Here is a 24,477-nt window from a genome sequence, read left to right as displayed (position 1 = left end):
GCCCGCAAGCAAGGTCAACGCGGCGTGAGCGCCAGGGAGCCCTTTCCGTAAACGGATGATGCGGGAACTCCCGGTCGGCTACAAAGGGAACGGTTGTCGTTGGATACGGTGACACGGGTGGAGATCATGCGATCGGGGCATTTCGGACGGTTGAACGGCTGGGCGGCCGTGGCTGGCGCGCTGCTGGCCGTGGCCGGTTGCGCGCAGGGCACCGGGGTGGCCGGGGTCAGTGCCAGTGCCCCGGCGACGGTCCGGCCGTCGGCCGTGCCGGAGGTCACCGGGACCATCCCGCCCCTGGAGTCGCAGTCGCGGCCGCAGGCCGAGGCGCCGGTCAAGGTGCCGCCGCCCAAGCTGTCCAAGTACGAGTACGTCTTCCCGGTCAAGGACTGCAAGACGACCTACCAGCGGCGCCTGCTCATGCTGCCCAAGACGACCGTCTGGGCCGCCCAGGGCTGCGCGTTCGTGGCCCCGATCGGCGGCGTCGTGGACGAGGTCAACGCCAAGAACCGCTGGCGCCCCTCCACCGACAAGGGCGCCGACCGCGAGGGCAGGTTCGTCACGATCATCGGCGACGACGGCGTCCGGTACCTCGGCGGGCACCTGGACAGCGTCGCCGAGGGCCTCGCGCCCGGCGTGAAGGTCAAGGCCGGTCAGGTCCTCGGCCGGGTCGGCAAGTCGGGCAACGCCCGCGACACCGGGGCCAACCTCTACTTCGCCATCTCCTGGAAGACCGGCCCGGCCTATTGGTGGGTACGGCGCGGCATGGTCGAGCCCTGGGACTACCTGGACGCGTGGGCGACCGGCAACAAGACCTACTCCCCCCGCGACGCCACCTTCGACCTGCGCAAGCGGCTGGGCGAGACGCCGCCCTGCCGGGTGCAGTGCAAGGACAGGGCGGCTCCTCAGCCGACCAACGACGACAAGAAGCCGAAGGAGGACGAGGAGCCGCCGGTGATCATCGGTGACCCGACGACAACTCCCGCGACTCGACTTTGACGCCGGAGCGGATGAGCTCCTGGATCTCGCCGACCACGTCACCCCAGACGTTGACGTTCATCCCGGCGACCACGATGTTGTCGCGCAGCCAGTACGCGACGAACTCCAGGTCGTCCACGCTGCCGCGGAAGACGACCTCGTCGTAGCCCTCGACGTCGCCGGAGAACTCCATGCCGAGCTCGAACTGGTCGGTGAAGAAGTACGGCACGCGGTCGTAGACCACCTCCTGCCCGAGCATGGATCTGGCCGCCGCGGGCCCGCCGTTGAGGGCGTTGGCCCAGTGTTCGACGCGAAGGCGCCGGCCGTACAGCGGGTTGAAGGACTCGGCGACGTCGCCGGCGGCGTAGACGTCCGGGTCGGAGGTGCGCAGGGCCGCGTCGGTCAGGATGCCGTCGGACACGTCCAGCCCGGCTTCCACGGCCAGGCCGGTGTCCGGGGCGGCGCCGATGCCGACGACGACGAGGTCGGCTTCGAGGCGTTCGCCGCTGCTGAGCCGTACCCCGGTCTGCGTGATCTCCGCGACGGTGGTGCCGAGGCGCAGCTCGACTCCGTTGCGGCGGTGCACGCCGGCGAAGATCTCGCCGAGCTCACGGCCGAGGACGCGGTGCAGAGGCGTGGGCTCGGGCTCGACGACGGTGACCGTGCAGCCGGCTGTCCGGGCCGCGGCGGCGGTCTCGAGGCCGATCCAGCCGGCGCCGACGACGATGACCCGGCCGCCCTGGGCGAAGCGCTCTTTGAGCGCCTCGCTGTCCTGCACGGTGCGCAGGTAGCGCGCGGGCCCGGGCAGGCGTCTGGGACTGGATCCGGTGGCGATGAGCAGTTTCTGGTACGGCTGCCGCGAGCCGTCGGACAGTCGGACGGTGTGGCTGTCGAGGTCGAGCCGGGTTGCCCGGAGTCCCAGACGCAGATCGATATCGTGTTCCGCGTACCAGTCGGCGGTGTGGACGAAGATTTTCTCGCGTTCGCTTTTGCCCTGAAGGTAGCCCTTGGACAGGGGCGGCCTTTCGTAGGGCCGTTCGCTCTCCGCGCCGATGAGGACGATCTCGCCGTCGAAGCCCTCATCGCGCAGCGTCTGTGCCGCCTTGGCTCCTGCGAGCCCGGCACCGACGATCACAAATGTGGCCATGGGGGCAGTATCCGCCCCCTCGGGTCATCCGGAAAGTCGCTTGTGCCATGCGACGGCTGAAGTGTCGGTGAGCGAGGCGATCTGGTCGATGACGACCCGCACGCGGCCCGCGTCGTCGCCCGCACGCAGGTAGGCGGGACGGAAGGCGGGTTCCAGGGTGCGGGGGGCGCCGAGCGTGATCAGGGAGGCCAGTTCGGTGATGAGCTCGCGCTGCCTGGCCTGGTTGGCGTGGTGGTCGTCGCGGGTCATCACGTAGCGGGCGGTGACGCCCTTGAGGAGCGCGCATTCGAGCCGGGTGTCCTCGGGCACGACGAGGTCGGCGCGGTGCCGCGGGCCGTACGCGCCGATGGTGGCGCTCTGGGCGGAGCGGCAGAAGCGGCCGATGAGGCCGCTGGTGAGGGCTTTGAGGCCGGCCAGGTCGGCGAGCGTGGCGGCGAAGGTGCGCGGCCAGAGCGGGTCGGCGATGAGTTTGGTGAAGACCTCTTCGAGCTGGCCGGGGTCGGCGTCGCGGGCGTACCAGGCGCGCGTGAGCTCGCAGACCTGGCGGCGTTCGCCCGGCGACTGGAGCGCCTCCGGGGTCACGTATCCGGCGTGGAGGGCGTCCTCCAGGTCGTGGACGGAGTAGGCGACGTCGTCGGCCCAGTCCATGATCTGGGCTTCGAAGCTGACCCGGCCCGCCGGGGCGCCGTCGCGGATCCAGGCGAAGACCGGCAGGTCGTCCTCGTAGACGCCGAACTTCGGCGACTTCTCGCAGGTCCAGGGGTATTTGATGGAGGCGTCCAGGGCGGCCCTGGTGAGGTTGAGCCCGGCGCTGCCGCCCTCGCCGGTCAGGACCTTCGCCTCCAGGCGGGTCAGCAGGCGCAGGCTCTGGGCGTTGCCCTCGAAGCCGCCGCAGGTGCCGGCGAGGGCGTTGAGCGCGACCTCGCCGTTGTGCCCGAACGGCGGGTGGCCGAGGTCGTGGGCCAGGCAGGCGGTCTCCACGAGGTCGGGGTCCACGCCCAGGGTGGCGCCCATCTCGCGGCCGACCTGGGCGCACTCCAGCGAGTGCGTCAGCCGGGTGCGCGGGATGTGCTGGCCGACGGCCAGCGTCTCGCCCGGGCCGACGACCTGGGTCTTGGCCGCCAGGCGGCGCAGGGCGGCGCTGTGCAGCACGCGGGCACGGTCCCGCTCGAACGCGCTGCGCTCGGGGTTGCCGGGCGGTTCCGGCACCCACCTTTCCTGATCATGCTGGTCATAGCGGGACATAGGACCGGTGAGTCTACTACTGTCCACCCAACCCCTCCTGTGCTGGAGTACTGCCCCCGTGACCATCGCCCTACGCGCCGTGTCGGCCTTGACCCTGTTGGTTGGTTTCTACCTTCTGGTCGCCGCCCTCGTGGTGGGGACGATCTTCCTGGACGTTTACGCGATCTCCACGTTCCGGCTACCCGGGCTGGAGTTCGCCACCCTGGCCACGTTCGCCACCGCGGCGCTGCTGCGGGCGCTGCTGATCGTGCACCGGGTGCAGGGCGTGGAGCCGCCGAGCGTGCCGGTGCTCCCCGAGGAGCAGCCCGCCCTGTGGCGCGAGGTCGAGGAACTGGCCGCCCGCGTGCGCAGCCCGCTCCCGGACGAGATCCGGCTGTTCGCCGAGCCCACCGCGGCCGTGGCGATCGAGACCCGCCTGTCCGGCCTGCGCGTCGTCGGGCGGACCCTGTTCATCGGGCTGCCGCTGGTCCAGGCGCTGGACGCGGCCGAGCTGCGGGCCGTGCTCGCCCATGAGCTGGCGCACACCAGCGCCGCCCACAGCCGCCTGACCACGGCCGCCTACCGGGGCCGCGTGTGGCTCGTGGCCGCGGTCGACGGCCTGGACAGCCATCCGTACCTGCAGCCGGTCTTCTCCGGTTACGCCAGGATGTACCTGCGCCTGACCCAGGCGATCTCGCGCAGGCAGGAGTACGAGGCCGACGCCCTCGCCGTCGCCCTGGCCGGCCGGGCGGCCACCGCCTCCGCCCTGCGCAAGACCCGCGAGACCGGGGCCGCCTGGGATCTGTACGCCGAGTGCTACCTGTCCCTGTCCGGCGCCGGGGACCTGCGTCCCGCCGAGGTGTTCGCCGGTTTCCGGGCGCTGCTCGCCGATCCGGTACGGCAGGCGGAGGTGGCCGGGCTCGTCGCCGAACCCGAGGAGACCTCGCCCTACGACTCCCACCCGAGCTGGGCGGAGCGCCAGGCCGCCATCGCCGCCCTGCCGGACCCCGGGACGGATCCGGACCCGCGTCCCGCCCGCGCCCTGCTGCCCGACCCGCCGGTCCGCGCGCTGGAACGCGCCCTGTGGCGGGGCACGCGCTGGTCGCCCCTGCCGTGGGAGGACCTGGTGGAGAAGGGCATGTACGCCACCCGCAACGCCGAGGCGCTGCGCGACCTGGCCGCCGCGGGGCAACGGGTCATGGGTACGGCCCGGCCGTACGTGGACGCGGCCTTCGAGGCGATCGCCAGGGGCAGGCAGGACGAGCTCGCCGGGCAGCTGCGCGACCTGGGGTGGAAGCCGTCGCCGACGCTGCTCGGCGGCGTCCTGGGGCAGGCGCTGGAGGCGCTGCTGATCGAGCACGGCCAGGCCCGCTGGACGTTGTCGTGGTCGGGCCCGGCCCGGCTGCTGTACACCGGCGGCGAGGAGGTCGAGGTGGACGGGTACGCGGCCCAGGTGGCGGCGGAGCCGTCGGCGATCCCCGGCCTGCGCGCGTGGCTGGATCGGATGGGGGTGGAGCGCGATTACGTCCCCGCCTGATGGGGGGTGGTCGCCAGGCGGGGACGCAGTCGTGGGCCGGGCGGCGGCGCCGCCCGGATCTGCCTTCAGCGGGTGTCGGAGTCGTTCTGGGCCAGGACCGCCCGCCCGGCCTCCAGGCGGGCCACCGGGATGCGGAACGGCGAGCAGGAGACGTAGTCGAGCCCGGCCTCGTGGCAGAAGTGCACGGAGTCGGGGTCGCCGCCGTGCTCGCCGCAGATGCCGAGCTTGAGTCCGGGCCGGGTGGCGCGGCCCTCCTCGGCGGCCAGGCGGACCAGGCGGCCGACGCCGTCGCGGTCGAGGGTCTCGAACGGGGAGACGCCGAAGATGCCCAGCTCCAGGTAGCGGGAGAAGAACGCGGCTTCGACGTCGTCGCGGGAGAAGCCCCAGGTCATCTGGGTGAGGTCGTTGGTGCCGAAGGAGAAGAACTCGGCGGCCTCGGCGACCTGCCCGGCGGTGAGCGCGGCGCGCGGGGTTTCGATCATGGTGCCGACCAGTGCCTCGACGCCGGTGTCGGCGAGGATCTGGACGGCCTCCTCGCGGACGGCCTCCAGCTCCTGGACGGCCGCCACGAGCGGGATCATGATCTCCGGCGTGGCGCCGGGCACCTCGCGGGCCGCCTCGGCGATGGCCCGCACCTGCATGGCGAACAGGCCGGGGATGACCAGGCCGAGCCGTACGCCGCGCAGGCCGAGCATGGGGTTCTGCTCGTGCAGTCTCTTGACCGCGGCCAGGAGCGCGCGGTCCTTCTCCGTGGCCTCGCCCGTGGCGGCCTTGACGGAGAGGGCGACGAGGTCGGGGAGGAATTCGTGCAGGGGCGGGTCGATGAGCCGGATGGTGACCGGCAGTCCCTCCATCGCACGAAAAATCCCGATGAAGTCGGCTTTTTGCAGCGGCTCGAGGGCGTCCAGCGCGGCCTGCCGTTCCTCACCCGTGGTGGCCAGCACGAGGTCCTCGACGAGCTGACGGCGCTCGCCCAGGAACATGTGCTCGGTACGGCACAGCCCGATCCCCTGGGCCCCGAAGCGGCGGGCCCTGGCCGCGTCCTCCGGGTTGTCGGCGTTGGCCCGCACCCCCAGCCGCCGGACGGAGTCGGCGTGGGACATGACGCGATCCACCGCGCGGACAAGCTCGTCATCCAGTACAGCCCCCTCGAAGTACTCCACGACCGCGGAGTCGACGACCGGTACCTCGCCGAGGAACACCTCTCCGGTGCTGCCGTCGATCGAGATGACCTCGCCCTCGCGGACCTCCACTCCGCCCGGCGCGGTGAAGCGCCTGCCCGAGGCGGAGACCTCTAGTTCCTCCGCGCCGCAGACGCAGGTCTTGCCCATGCCGCGGGCGACCACGGCCGCGTGCGAGGTCTTGCCTCCGCGCGAGGTGAGCACGCCGCGGGCGGCGATCATCCCGGCCAGGTCGTCGGGGTTGGTCTCGCGGCGCACGAGGATGACGTCCTCACCCTGCCCGGCCAGCTCGACCGCGCGCTCGGAGGTGAAGACGGCCTTGCCGACGGCGGCGCCGGGCGAGGCGTTCATGCCCTTGGTGATCTTCTTGCGGTCGCCGTCCTTGGCGAAGCGGGGGAACATCAGCTGGGCGAGCTGGTCCCCGGTGACCCGGGTCACGGCCTCGTCGAGGGTGATCAGGCCCTGGTCGACGAGCTGGGTGGCGATGCGGAACGCGGCGGCGGCGGTGCGCTTGCCGACGCGGGTCTGCAGCATCCAGAGCTTGCCGCGCTCGATGGTGAACTCGATGTCGCACAGGTCCCGGTAGTGGGTCTCCAGGGTCTCCATGATGGCCAGCAGCTCGTCGTAGGAGCTCTTGTCGATGGCCTCGAGGTCCTGCAGCGGGACGGTGTTGCGGATGCCGGCCACGACGTCCTCGCCCTGGGCGTTCTGCAGGTAGTCGCCGTAGATGCCCTGGCGGCCCGAGCCGGGGTCGCGGGTGAAGGCCACGCCGGTGCCGGAGTCGTCGCCGAGGTTGCCGAAGACCATGGCGACGATGTTGACCGCGGTGCCGAGGCCGGCGGGGATGCGCTCCTGGCGCCGGTAGAGGACGGCGCGGGGCGCGTTCCAGGAGTCGAAGACGGCCATGACCGCCTGGCGCATCTGCTCGCGCGGGTCGGCGGGGAAGTCGTGGCCGGTCTGCTCGCGCACGATGCCCTTGTAGGTCTCGACCAGCCTCTGGAGCTCCTGGGCGGTGAGGTCGGTGTCCTGGCGGCCGTGCTTGAGCTCCTCCAGCGCGTGCTCGAACAGCTCGCCGTCGATGCCCTGGACGGTCTTGCCGAACATCTGGATGAGCCGGCGGTAGGAGTCCCAGGCGAAGCGCTCGTTGCCGCCTGCCTGCTTGGCCAGGCCGTACACGGACTCGTCGTTGAGGCCGATGTTGAGGACGGTCTCCATCATGCCGGGCATGGAGAACTTGGCGCCCGAGCGCACGCTGACGAGCAGCGGGTCGTCGGCCTGGCCGAGCTTCTTGCCCATCGCGCCTTCGAGCGCGCTCAGGTGGTCGGCGATCTCGCGCTCCATCCCCGCGGGGACGGAGCCTTCCGCCAGGTAGTGGCGGCACGCCTCGGTCGTGATCGTGAACCCGGGGGGAACCGGCAGCCCGAGGTTGGTCATCTCGGCGAGGTTGGCTCCCTTGCCGCCGAGCAGGTCCTTGAGGTCCCTGTTGCCCTCGGTGAAATCGTAAACGAACTTGGCCACCACAGCTCCAATCAACGCCTCTATCCAGGACTGTACCGGCGAGAATGATGATGAAACTGCACACGTCGGTTAAGTCATTGTTTCCCCAGCTCAACCGCCGTCATGAGGTCTAATCCAATGAAAATTCTGGTATCTTGGAAATTGGTGTAAACCAATTGGTTTACACCAATTCTTGAGAAAGCTGGGAGGTGGGTGCAGAATCGGATCAACCCCCTGACCGGGAGGCGCCGATGGCCACCCCGACCAAGCCCACGCGCCGCGAACGCCTGACCGCGGGCTCCGCGCGGGCGGCGGCGGGCACCGCCCGTCAGCTCGACGACCGCCTCGGCACCGGCCGCTGGCTGCGGCCCAACCTGCGCAAGCTCTTCCCCACCCACTGGTCGTTCCTGCTGGGCGAGTTCGCGCTGTACTCCTTCGTCCTGCTGATCCTGACCGGCACCTTCCTCACGCTCTTCTACAAGCCGGAGGACGCCTTCGCCTCGGTGCGCGAGCTCAGCGTGGACGTGCGCGGCGGCCTGCTCATCCGGCAGATGCACCACTGGGCCGCGACGATCTTCGTGTTGTCGATCGTGGCCCACATGCTCCGCGTCTTCTTCACCGGCGCCTTCCGCAGGCCGCGCGAGCTGACCTGGATGCTCGGGGCGCTGCTGTTCGCGCTGGCGTTGTTCGAGTCCTTCCTCGGGGTCACGCTGCCGGCCAACCAGCTCGCGATGTCCGGGTTACGCGAGGTGTACGGGCTGATCCTGTCCGTCCCGCTCATCGGCACCTACCTGGCCGCCTTCCTCTTCGACGGCGGCTTCCCCGGCGAGGTGATCCCGCGCGTCTTCGCCGCCCACGTGCTGCTCGTGCCCGGCATCCTGCTGGCCGTGGTGCCGCTGCACGCGCTGGTCCTGACCTGGCGGCAGAAGCACACCGAGCACCGGGGCCGGGACTCCCACGTGACCGGCGTGCCGTTCTTCCCCGCGTTCTCCCTCAAACAGGGCATCACCTCGCTCGGCACGTTCACGGTGATCACCGCCCTGGCCACGTTCGTGATCGTCAACCCGATCTGGTCCGCGCGGGACGCCTACCTGCCCGGCAGGCCGCCGCCGTCCGCCCAGCCGTTCTGGTACTACGGCGTGCTCGAGGGCATGCTGCGGCTCCTGCCGCCGTGGGAGTTCACGCTGGGCGGCTTCACCTTCGCCGCCGGACTGTGGATCCCCGCGCTCGTGCTGGGCGGCTTCTTCGGCGTGCTGCTGCTGTGGCCGTTCGTCGAGCGCCGCGTCACCGGCGACCACGCCGTCCACCACGTCGTGCAACGCCCCTCGGCCGCGCCGGTCCGCACCGCGCTGGGCGTGGCGGTCGTCGTATTCTTCACCGTCATCTGGTCGGCCACGTGGTTCACCACCGACCTGGACGCCCCGCCGCCGCTGCTGCCCGTCACCCAGGGGCTCTATCTCTGGATCCTGTACGGCTTGCGCGTCGCCGTCTTCGTCCTGCCCGCGCTGGCCTTCGCCGTCACGCTGCGGCTGTGCCGGAGGCGAGATCGCGATGTGACCTCCGGCTGACACGCTGCCCAGCGTGCGCCTCCTGTTAGCCGTGCTCTTCGCGGTCACCGCCTGCACCGCCTGCACCGCCGCGTCGCCCGCCACCGCCCCGGCACCCACCCCGGCGCCCGCCGCCTCCGCCCCGGAGCGGCACCACGCCACCGTGCTGCGGTCCGGCGACTGCTTCGACTCCCTCCCGCCCGACGGTTACACGACGCTCATCCCCTGCGAGCAGCCGCACGTCCTGGAGTTCGCCGGGAGCTGGGTGCTGGCCGACGGGCCGTGGCCGGGTGACGAGAAGGTGATCGCGGACTCCGTCGAGGGCTGCGCGGAGAAGGTCAAGATCAAGAAGGAGTTCCAGGACACGGTGACCTCGACCACCTGGACGCCGGGCAAGGACACCTGGCCCCGGCACCGGACCGCCTACTGCATGGCCGTGTCGATCGAGGAGGGGACCAAGCTCACCGGGCACGTCCTGCGTTAGCCGAACGGGTTGTCGTGGGGCGCCGGGGTGGGCGCGCCGCCCCGGGGCGGGAGCCAGAGCACGAACGTGGCTCCGGCGCCCAGCGTCGAGAACACCGCCACCCGGCCGCCGTGCGACTCCACGATCTGGCGGACGATCGCCAGCCCCAGCCCGGTGTGCCGGTCGCGGCGGCTGCTCTCGCCGCGCCAGAACCGGTCGAACACCCGGGATTGGTCCTCCTCGGCGAGCCCGGGGCCGTCGTCGGCCACCGCCGCCCAGAGCCAGCCGTCCTCCCGGCCGGCCGCCACCCGGACCCGGCCGTCCGGCGGCGAGAGCCGTACCGCGTTGGACAGCAGGTTGGCCACCGCCCGCCGCAGCGCGTCGTGGTCGCCGGTCATCTCCAGGTCCTGCTCCAGCCGCCGGGTCAGGGTCAGGCCGCGGGAGGATGCGAGCGCGGCGTACTCCTCGCCGGCCTCCTGGACCACCCGGCCGAGGTCCAGGTCGGCGTCGGCGAAGGCGGAGCCCTGGCGCCTGGCGCTGGCCAGGAGGTCCTCGACCAGGCGGGTCATCCGGGTGGTGGCCCGGTCGACGACGCCGACCGCGCGGGCGCGCTCCTCCTCGCTGGCGTCCGGGGTGGCCAGGACGGCGTCCACGTTCGCCCGGATGATCGTCAGCGGGCTGCGCAGCTCGTGGGAGGCGTCGTCGATGAGCTGGCGCTGGGCGCTGAAGGCGGACTCCAGCCGGTCGAGCATGGTGTCCACGGTGTCGGCCAGGTCGCGCAGCTCGTCGCGCGGGCCCTCCAGGCGGATGCGCCGGGTCAGGTCGGTGGCCTGGATCTCCTCGGCGGTCCGGGTGATCGCCCGCACCGGGCGCAGCACCCAGCCGGACAGCACCCAGCCGATGCCCAGGCTGGCCAGGAAGAGGCCGCCCAGCGTGAGCAGCGAGTAGTCGCGCAGCGTCGTCAGGGTCCGCACGTTGATCGCGTTCTCGACCTCCTCGACGAAGACGACCTCCTGCTTGCCCACGTACTCGCCGCCGCGGTACGCCTTGGCGTACTCGGTCGTGTAGGGCCGCTGGTCGGTGGTCATGGAGACGGCCAGGTAGATGCCGCCGAGCACCAGCGCGGCCAGCACGAACAACAGCCCCGAGTAGAGCACGGTGAGCCGGAACCGGATTGTGTGGATCATGCCGGCTCCTTCAGCCGGTAGCCCTTGCTGATCACGGTCTCGATCAGGCCGTCCTCCTGGAGCTTGCGGCGCAGGTTGCCGACCGTGACCCGGACCGTGTTGGTGAACGGGTCGGTGTGCTCGTCCCAGACGTGCTCCAGCAGCTCCTCCGAGGAGACGACGTGCCCCGGCCGGGTCATCAGGTAGTGCAGCACGCCGTACTCCTTCGGCGTGAGCGCGAGCGCGCGGCCGGCCAGCGACACCTCCATCCTGGCCGTGTCGATCCGCAGCTCGCCGACTTCCAGGACGGAGGTGCCGCCGGTGTCCCTGCGCAGTAGCGCGCGCACCCTGGCCAGGAGCTCGGGGAAGGCGAACGGCTTGACCAGGTAGTCGTCGGCGCCCTCGTCGAGCCCGCGCACCCGGTCGTCCAGCCGGTCGCGGGCGGTCACCATGATCACTCGCATGCCCTTGCCCGCCGCCCGGATCTCCCGGCACAGCTGGAAGCCGTCGCCGCCGGGCAGGTTGAGGTCGAGCAGCACCAGGTCGTAGGTGTTGACCTGGAGCTTCTCGTGCGCGACGGGCGCGTCGAAGGCCACGTCCACGGCGTATCCCGCCCGGACCAGGCCGACGCGCAACGCGTCGACCAGGTCCTCCTCGTCTTCGACGACCAGCAATCGCATATTTCCTAGTTTCTGATGATTCGCTCGACTATGGGGGCGGCCCGGTCGATCGGGATCGCGAAACCGATCCCGATGTTGCCGCCGCCCCTGCTCGCCGCGATCGCCGTGTTCACCCCCACGACCTCGCCCCGGGCGTTGACCAGCGGCCCGCCGGAATTGCCGGGATTGATGGAGGCGTCCGTCTGCACCGCCGTGCGGGTCGTGCCGCCCAGCCGTACCTGCCGGTCCAGGGCGCTGACGATGCCGGCCGTCACCGTGCCCGACAACCCCAGCGGCGAGCCGATCGCCAGCACCTGGTCGCCCACGGCCAGATCCGCCGAACGGCCCAGGGCGGCGGGCGCCAGTCCCGTGGCGCCCGCCACCTCCAGCACCGCCAGATCCTCATCCTGATCGGCACCCAGGACCCTGGCGGAGAACCTCCGGCCGTCGTTCAGCACCACGCTGACCGCATCGGCCTCCCCGACGACGTGGGCGTTGGTGATGACATGGCCGCGATCGTCCACGACGAACCCGGACCCGCCCCCTCGGCCCACGTCCACCGACACGACGCTCGGCAGCAGCCGCGCCGCCGTACCGCTGAGGCCGCTGGTGTTCTGCGGCGCGGGCGCCGCGCGGGGCAGCGGCGCGGGCCCCCGTTCCCCCGCCAGCTCCGCCGCCGCCACCCCGGCCACCGCACCGGTCAGCCCGGCCACGAGCACGGCGCCGACCAGCAGCATCCCGCGCCTCGGAGCCTTCGCGACCGGTACGGCCACGCCCCGGACCCCGTCTGCGCCCTCGGCCCCGCTCTGGACGCCGTGCCCCAGAGCGGGCGAGACGAAGTCCGGCCCCCGCGGCGTGCCGAGCCCCCTCTTCATGGCCTCGCCTCGCGCCCGCGGCGTCTCGAGCCCTCGCGTCATGGCCTCGCCCGGCCCCTGCGGCGTCTCGAGCCCCCGCGTCATGGCAGCCTCGAGAACCAGATCATCGAGCCGAGCGCCGCGACCAGCGCCGCGACCAGGCCCGCGGCCACGAACCACATCCAGATCTCCTGCCGTTCCGTCCGGTAGCCCATCGAGGTGCCGATGTCGTCGTAGACCGCCTGCAGCTCGTCACCGCTGGCCGCCTCGTAGAAGCCGCCGCCCGCCGCGCCGGCCAGCTCGCGCAGCGCCGGGCCGTCCACGGGCACCGGCACCTCCGTGCCCTGGAGCTCGACCGTGCCGCCCGGCGTGCCGTACGCGATCGTCGTGACCGGCACGCCGCGGGACCTCGCCTCCGCGGCGGCCTCCGCGAGGCCGCGGCCGGTGGTGTTGGAGCCGTCCGACAGCAGCACGATGTGCGCCGGCGGCGACTCCTGCTCGCCGTCGAGGTTGTCGATGGCCTCCAGCGAGGAGTAGACGGCCTCGCCGATCGCGGTCCCCGAGGAGGTGGTCAGCCTGTTCAGCGCCGAGAAGACGGCCGCGCGGTCGGTCGTCGGCGGCACCATCACCGACGCCTCCGATGAGAACGTCACCAGGCCCAGGTTGAACCGCTCCGGCAGCCCGCGTACGAACTGCGTGGCCGCCTCCCTGGCCGCCGTGAACCGGTCCGGCGCCACGTCCGTCGCGCCCATGGAGGCCGAGACGTCGAACGCCACCATGATCGTGGCCCGTTCCCTCGGCACCTGCACCTCCGCCGTCGGCCGGGCGAAGCCCACCACGAGCAGCGCGAACATGCCCAGCAGTGCCCCCGCGGGCACATGCCGGCGCCAGCGCGGGCGCTTCGGGGCCACCTTGTCCAGCAGGTCCAGGTTGGTGAAGCGGACCGCGTACGCGCTGCGCCGTACCGACGTCGCCACGTAGGCGAGCGCGAGCAGCGCGACCGGGACGAGCAGCCACAACCAGACCGGAGCCAGCAGGCTCACGCCGCGTCACCCCCTCCGAACCGCGGCCGCGCCCCGAGGCGGGCCAGGCGGCGCCGGCGCAGCACGTGCTCCACCAGGTCGCGCACCCAGTCGCCGTCCGTGCGCAGCCGCAGGTGGCTCGCGCGGGCCCGGCGCAGGGCCGCCTCGATCGCGGCGCGCTGCGCTGCCGCCGCCTCGGCGTAGCGGCGGCGCAGCCGCGCACTGGCCGTCGCGTACTCCCCGCGCCGGCCCGTCTCCGGGTCCACCAGCGTGAGCAGCCCCACGTCGGGCAGCGCGAGCTCGCGCGGGTCCAGCACCTCGGCCGCGAGCACCTGATGGCGTACGGCCAGCCTGCGCAGCGCCGGCTCCCAGGTCTGCGGCGGGTCCAGGAAGTCCGAGACCACCACGGCCAGGCCCCGGCGCACGAGCGTCCGGCCCAGCTGATCGGCCGCCGCGCCCAGCCCGGGCACCTTCGCCCCGGGGCGGGTGCGCGGCAGCGCGAACATCCTCTGCAGCAACGCCATCAGATGCGGCCGGCCGGTCCTGGCGGGCAGCACCTGCACGCCGGAGCCGTGCAGCAGGTGCGCGCCGATCCGGTTGCCGGTGCGCTGCGTCAGGAAGCCGAGCGCCGCCGCGGCCGCCAGCGCGAGGTCGCGCTTCTCCATGGCGGCGGTGCCGAAGTCCATGCTGGCGCTGGCGTCCAGCAGGACCCACAGCTCCAGCTCGCGGTCGGCCACCACGTCGCGCACGTGCGGCTCGGCGGTGCGGGCGGTGACGTTCCAGTCGATGCGCCGCACGTCGTCGCCCGCCTGGTACGGCCGGGCCTCGGCGAGCTCGCTGCCCGGGCCGGGCAGCAGGCCCAGGTGCTCGCCCTGGAGCAGGCCGTCCAGGCGCCTCGTGATCGTCAGCTCCAGGCGGCGGAGCGCGGGCTCCGCACGCCGGTAACCGTGGGTGGTCATGCCGCCGGCTCCCTCTGCGTCGCCTCCTCCGGCACCCGCTGGGGTGCGATGACCGGCACGGGTACCGCCGCCAGCACCATGTCCACCAGCGCGCGCGGCACCACGCCCTCGGCCAGCGCGTCGAAGGACAACACCAGCCGGTGCGCCAGCACGTCGTGGGCGACGTCCCCGACGTCCTCGGGCAGCACGTACTCCCGGCCCCGCAGCAGGGCCAGCGCCCGCCCGGCGGCCAGCAGGCCGAGCGTGGCCCGCGGGCCGGCCCCGAACGCCAGCAGGCGGCCCAGGCCGGGCAGCCCGTAGCGGACCGGGTCGCGGGTGGCGTACACCAGCCGGACCGCGTACTCGGCCACCGCGTGGTGCACGAACACCCGATCCGCCCGGCGCTGCAGGGCCACCACCTGCCCGGGGTCCAGCACGCGCCGGGGCTCCGGCGGGTCCACGCTCATGCGGTAGACGATCGCCAGCTCCTCCGATTCGCTGGGATAGCCCACGTCGATCTTCATGAGGAAGCGGTCCCGCTGCGCCTCCGGCAGGTGGTAGACGCCCTCGGACTCGATGGGATTCTGGGTGGCCAGCACCAGGAACGGCTCGGGCACCGCGTGGGTGACGCCGCCGATGCTCACCTGCCGCTCGGCCATGATCTCCAGGAGCGCCGACTGGACCTTGGCGGGGGCCCGGTTGATCTCGTCGGCCAGCAGCAGGTTCGCCATGACCGGGCCGAGCTCGATGTCGAAACTCTCCGTGGAGGGGCGGTAGATCCGGGTCCCGACGATGTCAGACGGGACCAGATCGGGCGTGAACTGGATGCGCGCGAACGTGCCGCCCACCACGCGCGCCGTCGTCTCGGCGGCCAGCGTCTTGGCGATGCCCGGCACGCCTTCCAGCAGGCAGTGCCCCCGGGCCAGCACCGCCACGAGCAGGCGCTCGACCATGTGATCCTGGCCGACGATGACCCGCTTGACGGCGAACAGCGTGCTCTCCAGCAACGCCTCCGGCCGCTGCTCCGGGGTCACGGCTGGACCTGGTCCGGGCAGTCGTGCAGCACGAGCCGGAGCTCGATCGGCTCCGGCCGCGCCACCGCCCGGGCGGCTCCCGTGGTCGCTCCCGTGGTGACCAGGACAGCGCCACCCGCCAGCACCAGCGCCGCCAGGCGTGGCACCGTGGATCGAGGTATGCGAAGCATCTTGCGGTCCTTTCGCAGGGTAAGGACATCGACCCGACCTCACGGGTACGGCTCCGCCGAGACCCCTCGGGCTGCCCGGTGCCCTGGGGTTACCTGGGCCCGCGATTTACTCGGGTATCCCAGGTTGCCCGGGTATCCCAGGTTGCCCAGGTTGCCCAGGTTGCCCAGGCATCCCAGGTAGCCCAGGCATGCCGGATATCCCGGTTGCTCAGGGCCTTCCCGTTGCCCGGAGCCCTGGGGTTGCCCGGAGCCCTGGGGTTGCCCAAGCGCCCTCGGCGCCGGCCCGAGCCCGCTCGGACGCCTTTGGAGGCGGCCCGAAGCGGGCTGCTGTCGTTCCGATGTCTGCGCCCATGTCATCAAGCGCCCGCGAAAACCCCTGTAACGCACGCCTTTATGCGATTTTTCGCCCGACGCCCTCTTTACCTGAGCTTTCGGCCCCCCGGCATAGCATCCAGGCATGATGTCGCCCTTCAAGCGGTATCTCGCGGAAGAGGTCGCCCACGACCACGCCGACGGCCTGATCCCGAGGCGTGAAGCGCTCCGCCGCCTGGGCCTGCTGGGCCTCGGCCTGCCCGCCGCCAGCGCGCTTCTGGCCGCCTGCGGCGCCCCCGCGCCCAGCGGCCCTGCCGCGCCGCCGGCCACCACAGCCACGGCAACGGAACCGGGAACGGGGACCGGCGCCCAGCCCACCCCCACCGCCGCCCCGGTCGGCCCCTCACCCCTGCCCGCCGAGAACATCACGTTCCCCGGCCCGGAAGGCGCGGCGCTCAAGGGCGCATGGGCCCCGGCGGAGAAGGCGAAGGGCGCGGTCCTGGTCATCCACGAGAACCGCGGCCTCAACGACCACACCCGGTCGGTGGCCGGCCGCCTGGCCGCCTCCGGCTACTCGGCCCTGGCCCCCGACCTGCTCTCCCGGGCGGGCGGCACCGACTCCTTCTCCGACACCGCCCAGGCCACGGCGAAACTCGGCGAGATCACCCCCGCCCAGTTCACGGCCGACCTGAAGGCGTCCCTGACCGAACTCCAGAACCGCGCCAAGGGCCGGAAACTGGGCATGGCCGGTTTCTGCTTCGGCGGTGGCATGACCTGGCTGCTGCTGTCCTCGTCGGAGCCCCGCCTGTCCGCCGCGGTGCCGTTCTACGGCCCCCTGCCCGCCAACGCCGACATGTCCGGTTCGACAGCCGCCGTCCTCGGCATCTACGCCGAGCAGGACCAGCGCGTCAACGCCACCCGCGACGCCGCCAAGGCCGCCCTGGAGAAGGCCGGGCTGACCCACGAGATCGCCACGTTCGCCGGCGCCGGGCACGCCTTCTTCAACGACACCGGCCAGCGCTACAACCCGACGGCCGCGGCCGAGGCGTGGGAGCGCCTGATCGCCTGGTTCGACCGGTATCTCGGCTAACTCAGCACGAGGTCCGAAAACCGCGCATCCTACGGGCTGTCCTCGGTGTTCTCAATGACATGAGCATCTACACGACCATCGACAGCCCGATCGGCCGCATCGTGCTGACCGGGGAGGAGACCGCGACCGGCGTGGCCCTGACCGCCGTGAAGGTCGGGACGCCCGCCCCGCAGGGAGCCCGGCGTGCCGACGCCCCCTTCGCCGAGGCGGTGCGTCAGTTCGCCGCGTACTTCGCGGGCGAGCGCACGGCCTTCGACCTCGACCTGCGCCCCGCCGGCACCGACTTCCAGCACCGGGTATGGGCCGAGGTGGCGGCGGTGCCGTACGGACGAACCACCACCTACGGCGAGGTCGCCGCCCGCATCGGCGCCCCGCGCGACCGCATCCGCGCGGTCGGCGCGGCCGTGGGGGCGAACCCGCTGCTGATCGTACGGCCCTGCCACCGCGTGATCGGCGCCGGCGGCGCGCTGACCGGCTACGCGGCCGGGATCGAGCGCAAGCGGTTCCTGCTCACCCACGAGGGCGCGCTCCAGCCCACGCTCATCTGAAGGACGATCATGACCGACATCCGCGAGAGGGTGGCCGCGACCGACTGGTCCGCGGTCACCCGGGAGGCCGACACGCACGGCTGCGCGCTCACCGGCCCCCTGCTGACCCCGGCGGAATGCCGGGATATTTCTGCCCTGTATGGCGAAGTGGGCCGATTCCGCTCCACGGTGGACATGGCCCGCCACCGCTTCGGCTCCGGCCAGTACCGCTACTTCCGCGAGCCCTTCCCCGAGGCGGTGTCCGCCCTGCGCGAGGCCCTTTATCCGCGCCTGCTCCCGATCGCCCGCGACTGGGCCGCCCGGCTCGGCTGGACCGCCACGTGGCCCGACGACCTCGCCGGCTGGCTGGCCCGCTGCCACGCCGCCGGCCAGACCAGGCCCACGCCGATCCTGCTGCGGTACGGCCCGGCCGACTGGAACGCCCTGCACCGCGACCTGTACGGCGACCTGGTGTTCCCGCTGCAGGTCGTCATCGGCCTGGACGTGCCGGGCGAGGACTACACCGGCGGCGAGTTCCTGCTGGTCGAACAGCGCCCCCGGGCCCAGTCCCGGGGGACGGTCACCACGCTCCCCCAAGGCCACGGCCTCGTCTTCACCACCCGCGACCGCCCGGTCCGCTCGTCCCGCGGCTGGTCGGCCGCCCCGGTACGGCACGGCGTCAGCACCGTCCGCTCCGGGCTCCGGCACACACTGGGCCTGGTCTTCCACGACGCCGCATGACCGGGCGGTACGTCCTGCTCGGGGCCGACGGGCGGCCGTACCGCAGCCCGGTGCCCGGAACGCTCGGCGGCTACCGGCGCGCCCGCATCTACGGCCGCCTGGACTGCCCGTCGGCCCTGCGCGCCATAGCGGCGGGCGGCTACGTGCGGCACCGGGTGTTCTTCCCCGACGCCACCACCGCCCGCGCCGCGGGCTACCGGCCGTGCGCGGTGTGCCTGCCCGAGGAGTACCGGATCTGGAGACAACGTGCTTGACGACGTGACGGAGCTGGTCGCCCGGCTGCGCCTGGAACGGCCCGAGGCGCACCGGGTCACCGTGGGCCACGGCCGCGACCCCGGATCGGTCGCCGCGGCCAGGCGCTTCGCCGCGCAATGGGAGGCGGCCGGCGGGGTGGTGGCGGACGTGGTGGACTGGCCCGAGCAGGCCGCCTCCTGGCTGCGCCAGGCCACCCGCTTCACCGCCGCCGCCCCGGACGCCTGGGTGGTTCTCGCGCCGCCGGAGGGCTGGGCCGGAATGCGGAGCCGCCTGCACGACAACCCCGCCTGGGACCCGTCCCGCACCTTGACCACCCCGCCGGCCCCCTGACAACCCGCCTTTGAGGGTGGGTGGTCAGGCGGGTAGCGCACTCCCCGGTGGCCGTCCCGGGTCTGGGCGACACGGGCGCATGCCGTACCCCTGGAAAAGCGCGGGAGGGCGCCCGGCGCAGAAGCCGGACGCCCTCGTATGCCTGGGGAGGTCAGTCGTTGAGGTGCTGCCGCAGGTAGGCGTCCACCTGGTCGAGCGAGATGCGCTCCTGCGCCATGGAGTCACGCTCGCGGATCGTCACCGCCTGGTCCTCCAGGGTGTCGAAGTCCACCGTGATGCAGAACGGCGTGCCGATCTCGTCCTGCCTCCGGTAGCGGCGGCCGATCGCGCCGGCGTCGTCGAACTCGACGTTCCAGCGGCGGCGCAGCTGGGCGGCGAGGTCGCGGGCCTTGGGCGACAGGTCGGCGTTGCGGGACAGCGGGAGGACGGCCGCCTTGACGGGCGCGAGGCGGTGGTCGAGGCGCATGACGGTGCGCTTCTCCATGACGCCCTTGGCGTTGGGCGCCTCGTCCTCGGTGTAGGCGTCGAGCAGGAACGTCAGCGTGGCGCGGTCGACGCCGGCCGCGGGCTCGATGACGTAGGGGACGTAGCGCTCGCCGGTGTCCTGCTCGAAGAAGGACAGGTCGACGCCGGAGGCCTTGCCGTGGGCGGTGAGGTCGAAGTCGGTGCGGTTGGCGATGCCCTCCAGCTCACCCCACTCGGTGCCGGCGAAGTTGAAGCGGTACTCCACGTCGACCGTGCGCTTGGAGTAGTGCGACAGCTTCTCCTGCGGGTGCTCGTACAGGCGCAGGTTGTCCTTGTTGATGCCCAGGTCGGAGTACCAGCGGTAGCGCTCGTCGATCCAGTACTGGTGCCATTCCTCGTCGGTGCCGGGCTTGACGAAGAACTCCATCTCCATCTGCTCGAACTCGCGGGTCCGGAAGATGAAGTTGCCCGGCGTGATCTCGTTGCGGAACGACTTGCCGATCTGGCCGATGCCGAACGGCACCTTCTTGCGTGCCGACTGCTGCACGTTGAGGTAGTTGATGAAGATGCCCTGCGCGGTCTCGGGACGCAGGTAGGCCAGGCCGGACTCGTCCTCGACGGGGCCGAGGTAGGTCTTCAGCAGGCCGCTGAACTGGCGTGGCTCGGTGAAGGCGCCCTTGTTGCCGCAGTTGGGGCAGGTGATGTCGGCCAGGCCGTTTTCCGGGGACTTGCCGTTCTTCTCCTCGTAAGCCTCGATGAGGTGATCGGCGCGGAAGCGCTTGTGGCAGGACTGGCACTCGGTCAGCGGGTCGGTGAACGTCTCGACGTGGCCGGATGCCTGCCAGACCTCGCGGGCGAGGATGACGCAGGAGTCGAGGCCGACGACGTCCTCGCGCGCCTGGACCATCGACAGCCACCACTGCCGCTTGACGTTGTTCTTCAGCTCGACGCCCAGCGGGCCGTAGTCCCAGGACGCACGGAGCCCTCCGTAGATCTCGCTCGACGGGTAGACGAGCCCGCGGCGCTTGGCGAGGCTGACGATGGTGTCCATGACGTCTGTACGGCGTGCCATGAGGTTGGATCTCTTTCCGGCTGGAGGTCGGCGAGGGAACGGATGAGCTCTCAGCTTAGGGGACGCCGGAGCGCCCTCGCGCGCGACTATTCCTCTTGTCCGGATACGTAGACGTCCTCGAAGGCGCTCGGCTCGTGCAGCATGAGGATCATCATGGGATACATGGCCATCTTGGCGGCCGCGAGGGCGCGGCGGTAGTAGCCCGCGCCCTCCCATTCGCTCACCAGCGCCCAGAGGTTCGGCTCGTCGACGGAACGGGCCAGCCGGCCCCGCAGGAACCCGGGCTGGGCCTGCAGGGTCTCGATGATGTTCTGACCTTGTTTGAGGAACTCTTGCGACTGAGCTTCCGGAACGGAGTAGCGAATAACGGCGAGCACCTTCCTAGAATGTCAGACGATCTCCCGCAGCCGGGCGATCGCGGCGGACTCCGCCGCATGGATCGCCAGGACCCGCTCGGCGATCGCGGCGAAATCCACCTTTCTCCGCGCTCTGTCGGCTTCCGCGCGCAGCCGCCACAGCTCCTCGGCGTCCTCCCTGCGCGCTTCGCCGTCGGCCAGCACCGCCTCGCGGACGGCCGCCGTCAGCTCGCGGATCCGCCCGAACTCCTGGTACGGCAGCGCCGTCTCAGCCATCTCGTGCCACATCCCGCAGATGCGCCGGTACTCGGCGGCCAGATCCCCGAGCTCCGGCCTGCCGAGCAGGGGCGCCGCCGCGTCGAGCCCGTCGGCGAACAGGTCCCGCAGGTTCCCTCCGTCGATCCCGACCGCTTCCGCGCACTCCCAGATCGACAGCAGCGCCCCGGCCAGCCGCGTCCCGTCGGCGAACACCCTGGGCCACCCCTTGGCGTTGCGCTCGTCGGTCAGCAGCCGCCCCCACTTGCGCCAGGCGGGCAGCGAGAAGGAGTCGGAGGGGGCGGACAGGTGCTCCGCGCAGTCGCGCAGCCCCTCCCGCGCGACCTCGGCCAGGTCGGCCTCGCCGCGTTCGCCGAGCACGTAGAGGCTGTTCTTGTAGGACGACACGCGTCCCCTGGCCGCCTCCATGCGGTCCTCCGGGACCCGGATCGGCGCGCTGCCCCGGTCGTCGACGTGGACGAACCCGCCTTCGCGCCGATAGGCGATGACCGGATGCCCGCCGTACCCGTCGAGCTCCTTCGGCAGGCGCCAGTAGCCGATGTGGTAGCGGTCGGGCAGCACCACGCACGGGCGTCCCGCGTCGAGCTCCGCGGCCAGCCTGCGCGCGGCCCCCTTGGCGCCGCCGGTCGTGTGGTGGGTGTACGGCACGGCCAGCCGGTCGAGGGTCTTGGCCATCCAGCGGTCGTAGTACTGCCACTGGTTGCTGAAGGCCAGGACGAGGCTGGCGCTGTTGTGCTCCTTGAACTCCCAGAGGATGTATCCGGCGCCGATCCCGCCGCCGGCCAGGAAGACCAGCGGCTCGGGAATCCCGGTCAGCCGGGCGACGACGGCCGTGCCGGGATGGTGGCCGCCCTTGAGCTGCCAGCCGCCGTCCTCGGGCACGGCGGTGGCGCCGAGGACGTGCCGTCGCGCGGTCGTGTAGCTTTCGCCGGTCTTGGCCATGCGGGCCCGGATGCGGGCCTTGAGCTGCTTCTTGTCGGTCATACCCGTGTTTCCGCGGACGCGCGGGGGCCCGGTCCACGCCCGCCGGCCCCGGCCGCCGCGTTGTGTGCCAGGCATGCCGAAGGCTCCCCCGAGGCTCGTTCGTCCCCTTTGCCTCCGTGAAGCCACGGGCAGCGTGGATGCCCGCCTGGGGAGGTGCGGCGCGGGAGTCGCCGTGCCCGCCATCCTAGGCGCCGCCCCTCCACGTGTCATGCCCCGCACGCGAGGGAGCCGGCGGTCAGCCCGCCGGCTCCCTCAGGCGTGGTGGCTTACCACCACCAGCCGCCGCCCCAGCCCCAGCCGCCGCATCCGCGGCCGCGACGACGCCAGCGGCGCCAGCGACGCCTCGAGTGCCTGCCACGTCGGCGTTCGCGGCGATGGAACTCATCGCCGCCGAAGCTGCGATCCATGAGGATGCCAAATGCCATGTTTTCCCCCTTGCATGGGGAGCCCTCAATGAGAACTCCGACAAATCTGACGATAACGCCGGAAAAGTGATGAATCATCACAAAGAGGGTCTGTTGAAGAGGCTTTGGCGAGAGGCTTGGGCACGTTTTATGCGTAGCCGACGATCAGCATGAAGTTCGCGAACTTATGTCGGAGTTATGTAAGGCTGAGTGACGGGATTTTTCGTGTTATCGCAGGTTGGAGGGCCCGAACGGGCCGACATGGCCAGGTGAAGCGAGCGTAAACCGCCTTCAAGCAAGGCCGCTTGTTAGGCTCGGGGCGTGGCTCAGAACGAGGATCACCGGCACCCCCTGGCCCAGCCGCGACCGGCGGGCAAGCCGAAGCGGCCGCTCCCGCCCGGCGAGCAGTTCTTCACCCCGGGCGCGACCGGGCTGCGCAGGAAGGTCGAAGAGCGCAGCGCCACCCCGATGGCCTACCTGTTCACGCAGGTCCCGCGGTGGATCGTGCCCGTCGTGATGGTCGTGCTGCTGCTGGCCGGGTTCGCCGTGCAGAGCTGGCTGGGCGGGGTGGCGGTGCTGCCGGTGATCGCGTTCGTCGGATGGCTGGCCTATCTGTCGTGGCCGTCGCTGCGGACGGGCGGCCGGTTGCTGCGGGTGGCGATGCTGACGTTCCTCCTGCTGGTCGCGGCCACCCGCTTCGGGGCCTTCTAGCTGGCCAGCAGCGTGTAGGTGGGGAAGTTGCCGGGCAGGCGCTCCCCCTCGGGACCGATGGTGACGGCGCGGACCAGAAGGTCGCCGCCGACGAAGGCGCCGCGCCACGAGGCGCCCAGACCGCCGAACAACTCGTCGCGGTCCCCTCTGGAGCGGGGCTTGTTGTGGCCGACCTTGAACGCCCGGACCTCCGGCGCGAGCCGGTGGAAGGCCGCCTCGTCGTCACAGGACAGGCTGGCGACGAGGGCGCCGTTGCTGGCGTTCATGGCGGCCAGCAGTTCGGCTTCGGTGTCCACCAGGACCATCGTGTCGACCGGGCCGAAGGGCTCGGCGTGGTGGAGGGGTGAGGATCGGGGCGGGTTGAGGATGGCGGTCGGGGCGAAGTAAGCGGAAATATCCTGCCCGGGCAGGAAATTTCCGGATTCGACCGGTGCCCGGTACAACGGCACACCGCCCCGCGCGACGGCCTGATCCACCTGTGCGGCCAGCTCGGCCGCCTTGGCCGCGTTGATGAGCGGGCCGAAGTCGAGCTGCGGCAGCGAGTCGTCCGCCGATTCCACCGCGAGCGGGTGCCCAAACCGCAATGAGCCCACCGCTTTCAGATAAGCGGCTAAAAATTCCGGAAAAAGCTCCCGCTGGACGACAAATCGCGGATAGGCGGTACACCGCTGCTTGCCGTAATCGAACGACGCCCGGATCTGCGTCGCCAGCAGCTCCCACCCCGAGTACTCCCAGACGCCCCAGCAGTTGAGCCCCTCCTGCTCCAGCACGTGCCGCCGCTCGACGTCGGCCAGCGAGGTCGCCACCTGGGCCCCGGCGTCCCGTCCGCCGACGAACGACACGCACCCGATCGAGCGCGCCCCCACCAGCACCGGCGACAGCGCCGCCCCTCCCCCGCTGACCAGCGTGAACGGCAGCCCCTCCCGGACCGCCAGCGCGCAGGCCAGCGTGAGGCAGGCCAGCCCGCCGTCGGTGGGCGTCTTGGCGATGACCGCGTTGCCGGCCAGCGCCTGCACGAGCATCGCGTGCATGAGCACGCTCATCGGGTAGTTCCAGCTCGCGATGTTGCTGACCGGCCCGGCCAGGGGGGTGCGGCCGTGGGTCATGCGGTCGATCTCCCCGACGTACCAGCGCACGCCGTCCAGGCAGCGGTCCACGTCGGCGCAGGCCGTCTTCCAGGGCTTGCCGATCTCCCACACCAGCAGCAGCGCCAGCAGGTCGCGGTGGGCGGCCATCGCCTCGACCGCCGCCGAGACGCGGGCCTTGCGCTCGGCCAGCGGCTGGTGGCGCCATTGGCGGTGCTCGGCCTCGGCCCCCGCGACGGCGCGGGCGGCGCCCGAACGGTCCAGGCGGGGCGGGGCGGCGATGACCGTGCCGTCGACGGGCGAGAAGACCGTGGTGTCGGGGCGGCCGTCGCGGTGCCAGAAACCGCCCCAGTGGTTGAGCACCCGGTCGTCGTGGAACGCCTCCGGCGCCGCCGTACAGCATCTGTCGTACGTGTCCTGCCAGGCTGTGCCCGGTTTGATCCGCATCTGGCCTC

General features: G+C 71.7%; 24 protein-coding genes. 10 read left to right on the top strand and 14 right to left on the bottom strand.

Annotated features, from left to right (window positions below; all coding sequences use genetic code 11):
- The first annotated feature begins 126 nt into the window (after window positions 1-126).
- Window positions 127-996: a M23 family metallopeptidase gene (locus tag FVE25_RS17920; RefSeq protein WP_157248375.1), complete on the top strand. Its 870-nt coding sequence runs from the start codon at window positions 127-129 to the stop codon at window positions 994-996.
- Here FVE25_RS17920 and FVE25_RS17915 read toward each other — a convergent pair.
- Both FVE25_RS17915 and FVE25_RS17910 read right to left on the bottom strand, forming a co-directional pair.
- Window positions 956-2,122, bottom strand: a complete 1,167-nt coding sequence (locus FVE25_RS17915; protein ID WP_157248090.1) for an NAD(P)/FAD-dependent oxidoreductase — start codon at window positions 2,120-2,122, stop codon at window positions 956-958. The genes FVE25_RS17920 and FVE25_RS17915 overlap by 41 nt on opposite strands.
- 24 nt (window positions 2,123-2,146) lie before the next feature.
- Window positions 2,147-3,367: a deoxyguanosinetriphosphate triphosphohydrolase gene (locus FVE25_RS17910; protein ID WP_157248089.1), complete on the bottom strand. Its 1,221-nt coding sequence runs from the start codon at window positions 3,365-3,367 to the stop codon at window positions 2,147-2,149.
- Between the two features lie 88 nt (window positions 3,368-3,455).
- Between FVE25_RS17910 and FVE25_RS17905 the strand changes: the two genes are divergently transcribed.
- Window positions 3,456-4,883 (top strand): M48 family metallopeptidase, encoded by a 1,428-nt coding sequence (locus FVE25_RS17905; protein WP_157248088.1) that lies wholly within the window; start codon window positions 3,456-3,458, stop codon window positions 4,881-4,883.
- 65 nt (window positions 4,884-4,948) lie between these two features.
- Here the strand turns inward: FVE25_RS17905 and ppdK are convergent, their stop codons facing one another.
- The gene (gene ppdK, locus FVE25_RS17900) at window positions 4,949-7,582 is read right to left on the bottom strand and encodes a pyruvate, phosphate dikinase (RefSeq protein WP_157248087.1); all 2,634 of its coding nucleotides are present in this window, start codon (window positions 7,580-7,582) and stop codon (window positions 4,949-4,951) included.
- Window positions 7,583-7,812: 230 nt separating this feature from the next.
- Here ppdK and FVE25_RS17895 point away from each other — a divergent pair, with 230 nt between their 5' ends.
- Complete coding sequence (locus tag FVE25_RS17895) at window positions 7,813-9,129, top strand: cytochrome b (RefSeq protein ID WP_157248086.1); 1,317 nt, start codon at window positions 7,813-7,815, stop codon at window positions 9,127-9,129.
- A 13-nt stretch (window positions 9,130-9,142) separates the two neighbouring features.
- Window positions 9,143-9,592 (top strand): septum formation family protein, encoded by a 450-nt coding sequence (locus FVE25_RS17890; RefSeq protein WP_157248085.1) that lies wholly within the window; start codon window positions 9,143-9,145, stop codon window positions 9,590-9,592.
- Here FVE25_RS17890 and FVE25_RS17885 read toward each other — a convergent pair.
- The 7 genes from FVE25_RS17885 to FVE25_RS17855 are packed head-to-tail and all read right to left on the bottom strand — an operon-like array spanning window position 9,589 to window position 15,414.
- Window positions 9,589-10,758: a sensor histidine kinase gene (locus FVE25_RS17885; protein ID WP_157248084.1), complete on the bottom strand. Its 1,170-nt coding sequence runs from the start codon at window positions 10,756-10,758 to the stop codon at window positions 9,589-9,591. The two genes, FVE25_RS17890 and FVE25_RS17885, sit on opposite strands and share 4 nt — an antisense overlap.
- Entirely contained in the window at window positions 10,755-11,417 is a 663-nt protein-coding gene (locus tag FVE25_RS17880; RefSeq protein ID WP_157248083.1) for a response regulator transcription factor, read from the bottom strand. Before FVE25_RS17880 ends, FVE25_RS17885 begins: the two co-directional genes overlap by 4 nt.
- A gap of 5 nt (window positions 11,418-11,422) precedes the next feature.
- Window positions 11,423-12,355: a S1C family serine protease gene (locus tag FVE25_RS17875; RefSeq protein ID WP_157248082.1), complete on the bottom strand. Its 933-nt coding sequence runs from the start codon at window positions 12,353-12,355 to the stop codon at window positions 11,423-11,425.
- Window positions 12,352-13,293 carry a VWA domain-containing protein gene (locus tag FVE25_RS17870; protein ID WP_157248081.1) on the bottom strand — a complete coding sequence of 314 codons (942 nt, stop codon included), beginning with the start codon at window positions 13,291-13,293 and terminating at the stop codon, window positions 12,352-12,354. Before FVE25_RS17870 ends, FVE25_RS17875 begins: the two co-directional genes overlap by 4 nt.
- On the bottom strand, window positions 13,290-14,231 hold the full coding sequence (locus tag FVE25_RS17865; RefSeq protein ID WP_157248080.1) for a DUF58 domain-containing protein: 942 nt from the start codon (window positions 14,229-14,231) through the stop codon (window positions 13,290-13,292). Before FVE25_RS17865 ends, FVE25_RS17870 begins: the two co-directional genes overlap by 4 nt.
- Entirely contained in the window at window positions 14,228-15,244 is a 1,017-nt protein-coding gene (locus FVE25_RS17860; protein WP_246267132.1) for an AAA family ATPase, read from the bottom strand. Before FVE25_RS17860 ends, FVE25_RS17865 begins: the two co-directional genes overlap by 4 nt.
- Entirely contained in the window at window positions 15,241-15,414 is a 174-nt protein-coding gene (locus FVE25_RS17855) for a hypothetical protein (protein ID WP_157248079.1), read from the bottom strand. The genes FVE25_RS17860 and FVE25_RS17855 overlap by 4 nt, the downstream gene beginning before the upstream one ends.
- A gap of 457 nt (window positions 15,415-15,871) precedes the next feature.
- On the opposite strand from FVE25_RS17855, the gene FVE25_RS17850 reads away from it, so the two are divergent.
- From FVE25_RS17850 to FVE25_RS17830, 5 genes are read left to right on the top strand one after another with little or no spacing between them, the layout of a single operon-like run.
- Window positions 15,872-16,816 (top strand): dienelactone hydrolase family protein, encoded by a 945-nt coding sequence (locus FVE25_RS17850; RefSeq protein ID WP_219825530.1) that lies wholly within the window; start codon window positions 15,872-15,874, stop codon window positions 16,814-16,816.
- Window positions 16,817-16,875: 59 nt separating this feature from the next.
- On the top strand, window positions 16,876-17,364 hold the full coding sequence (locus tag FVE25_RS17845; RefSeq protein WP_157248078.1) for a methylated-DNA--[protein]-cysteine S-methyltransferase: 489 nt from the start codon (window positions 16,876-16,878) through the stop codon (window positions 17,362-17,364).
- A 9-nt stretch (window positions 17,365-17,373) separates the two neighbouring features.
- Window positions 17,374-18,084, top strand: coding sequence for a 2OG-Fe(II) oxygenase (locus FVE25_RS17840; protein WP_157248077.1), 711 nt, complete (start codon window positions 17,374-17,376; stop codon window positions 18,082-18,084).
- Window positions 18,081-18,338 carry an Ada metal-binding domain-containing protein gene (locus tag FVE25_RS17835; protein WP_157248076.1) on the top strand — a complete coding sequence of 86 codons (258 nt, stop codon included), beginning with the start codon at window positions 18,081-18,083 and terminating at the stop codon, window positions 18,336-18,338. Before FVE25_RS17840 ends, FVE25_RS17835 begins: the two co-directional genes overlap by 4 nt.
- Window positions 18,331-18,669: a hypothetical protein gene (locus tag FVE25_RS17830; protein ID WP_157248075.1), complete on the top strand. Its 339-nt coding sequence runs from the start codon at window positions 18,331-18,333 to the stop codon at window positions 18,667-18,669. The genes FVE25_RS17835 and FVE25_RS17830 overlap by 8 nt, the downstream gene beginning before the upstream one ends.
- A 151-nt stretch (window positions 18,670-18,820) precedes the next feature.
- On the opposite strand, the gene FVE25_RS17825 is transcribed toward FVE25_RS17830, so the two are convergent.
- The 3 genes from FVE25_RS17825 to FVE25_RS17815 form a co-directional block, all read right to left on the bottom strand.
- Entirely contained in the window at window positions 18,821-20,206 is a 1,386-nt protein-coding gene (locus tag FVE25_RS17825) for a glycine--tRNA ligase (protein WP_181019621.1), read from the bottom strand.
- An 86-nt stretch (window positions 20,207-20,292) separates the two neighbouring features.
- Window positions 20,293-20,583, bottom strand: coding sequence for an antibiotic biosynthesis monooxygenase family protein (locus FVE25_RS17820; protein ID WP_157248074.1), 291 nt, complete (start codon window positions 20,581-20,583; stop codon window positions 20,293-20,295).
- A 12-nt stretch (window positions 20,584-20,595) separates the two neighbouring features.
- Window positions 20,596-21,822 (bottom strand): BtrH N-terminal domain-containing protein, encoded by a 1,227-nt coding sequence (locus FVE25_RS17815; RefSeq protein WP_157248073.1) that lies wholly within the window; start codon window positions 21,820-21,822, stop codon window positions 20,596-20,598.
- 725 nt (window positions 21,823-22,547) lie between these two features.
- Between FVE25_RS17815 and FVE25_RS17810 the strand changes: the two genes are divergently transcribed.
- Window positions 22,548-22,937, top strand: a complete 390-nt coding sequence (locus FVE25_RS17810) for a DUF6703 family protein (protein ID WP_246267130.1) — start codon at window positions 22,548-22,550, stop codon at window positions 22,935-22,937.
- Here FVE25_RS17810 and FVE25_RS17805 read toward each other — a convergent pair.
- On the bottom strand, window positions 22,934-24,469 hold the full coding sequence (locus FVE25_RS17805) for an aldehyde dehydrogenase family protein (protein WP_157248072.1): 1,536 nt from the start codon (window positions 24,467-24,469) through the stop codon (window positions 22,934-22,936). The two genes, FVE25_RS17810 and FVE25_RS17805, sit on opposite strands and share 4 nt — an antisense overlap.
- Between the last annotated feature and the right edge of the window lie 8 nt (window positions 24,470-24,477).

It is taken from the genome of Nonomuraea typhae (assembly GCF_009760925.1).
GTDB classification, from domain to species: domain Bacteria; phylum Actinomycetota; class Actinomycetes; order Streptosporangiales; family Streptosporangiaceae; genus Nonomuraea; species Nonomuraea typhae.
Note: the sequence above shows the minus strand (reverse complement) of the source record. Positions and strands in the feature narration are given on the sequence as shown.

What these genes read in the sequence shown, in the direction of transcription:
- FVE25_RS17920 (WP_157248375.1), top strand. Translation starts at nt 127, where the DNA reads ATGCGATCGGGGCATTTCGGACGGTTGAACGGCTGGGCGGCCGTGGCT.
- FVE25_RS17915 (WP_157248090.1), bottom strand. Translation starts at nt 2,122, where the DNA reads ATGGCCACATTTGTGATCGTCGGTGCCGGGCTCGCAGGAGCCAAGGCG.
- FVE25_RS17910 (WP_157248089.1), bottom strand. Translation starts at nt 3,367, where the DNA reads ATGTCCCGCTATGACCAGCATGATCAGGAAAGGTGGGTGCCGGAACCG.
- FVE25_RS17895 (WP_157248086.1), top strand. Translation starts at nt 7,813, where the DNA reads ATGGCCACCCCGACCAAGCCCACGCGCCGCGAACGCCTGACCGCGGGC.
- FVE25_RS17885 (WP_157248084.1), bottom strand. Translation starts at nt 10,758, where the DNA reads ATGATCCACACAATCCGGTTCCGGCTCACCGTGCTCTACTCGGGGCTG.
- FVE25_RS17880 (WP_157248083.1), bottom strand. Translation starts at nt 11,417, where the DNA reads ATGCGATTGCTGGTCGTCGAAGACGAGGAGGACCTGGTCGACGCGTTG.
- FVE25_RS17875 (WP_157248082.1), bottom strand. Translation starts at nt 12,355, where the DNA reads ATGACGCGGGGGCTCGAGACGCCGCAGGGGCCGGGCGAGGCCATGACG.
- FVE25_RS17865 (WP_157248080.1), bottom strand. Translation starts at nt 14,231, where the DNA reads ATGACCACCCACGGTTACCGGCGTGCGGAGCCCGCGCTCCGCCGCCTG.
- FVE25_RS17855 (WP_157248079.1), bottom strand. Translation starts at nt 15,414, where the DNA reads ATGCTTCGCATACCTCGATCCACGGTGCCACGCCTGGCGGCGCTGGTG.
- FVE25_RS17850 (WP_219825530.1), top strand. Translation starts at nt 15,872, where the DNA reads ATGATGTCGCCCTTCAAGCGGTATCTCGCGGAAGAGGTCGCCCACGAC.
- FVE25_RS17845 (WP_157248078.1), top strand. Translation starts at nt 16,876, where the DNA reads ATGAGCATCTACACGACCATCGACAGCCCGATCGGCCGCATCGTGCTG.
- FVE25_RS17840 (WP_157248077.1), top strand. Translation starts at nt 17,374, where the DNA reads ATGACCGACATCCGCGAGAGGGTGGCCGCGACCGACTGGTCCGCGGTC.
- FVE25_RS17835 (WP_157248076.1), top strand. Translation starts at nt 18,081, where the DNA reads ATGACCGGGCGGTACGTCCTGCTCGGGGCCGACGGGCGGCCGTACCGC.
- FVE25_RS17825 (WP_181019621.1), bottom strand. Translation starts at nt 20,206, where the DNA reads ATGGCACGCCGTACAGACGTCATGGACACCATCGTCAGCCTCGCCAAG.
- FVE25_RS17815 (WP_157248073.1), bottom strand. Translation starts at nt 21,822, where the DNA reads ATGACCGACAAGAAGCAGCTCAAGGCCCGCATCCGGGCCCGCATGGCC.
- FVE25_RS17805 (WP_157248072.1), bottom strand. Translation starts at nt 24,469, where the DNA reads ATGCGGATCAAACCGGGCACAGCCTGGCAGGACACGTACGACAGATGC.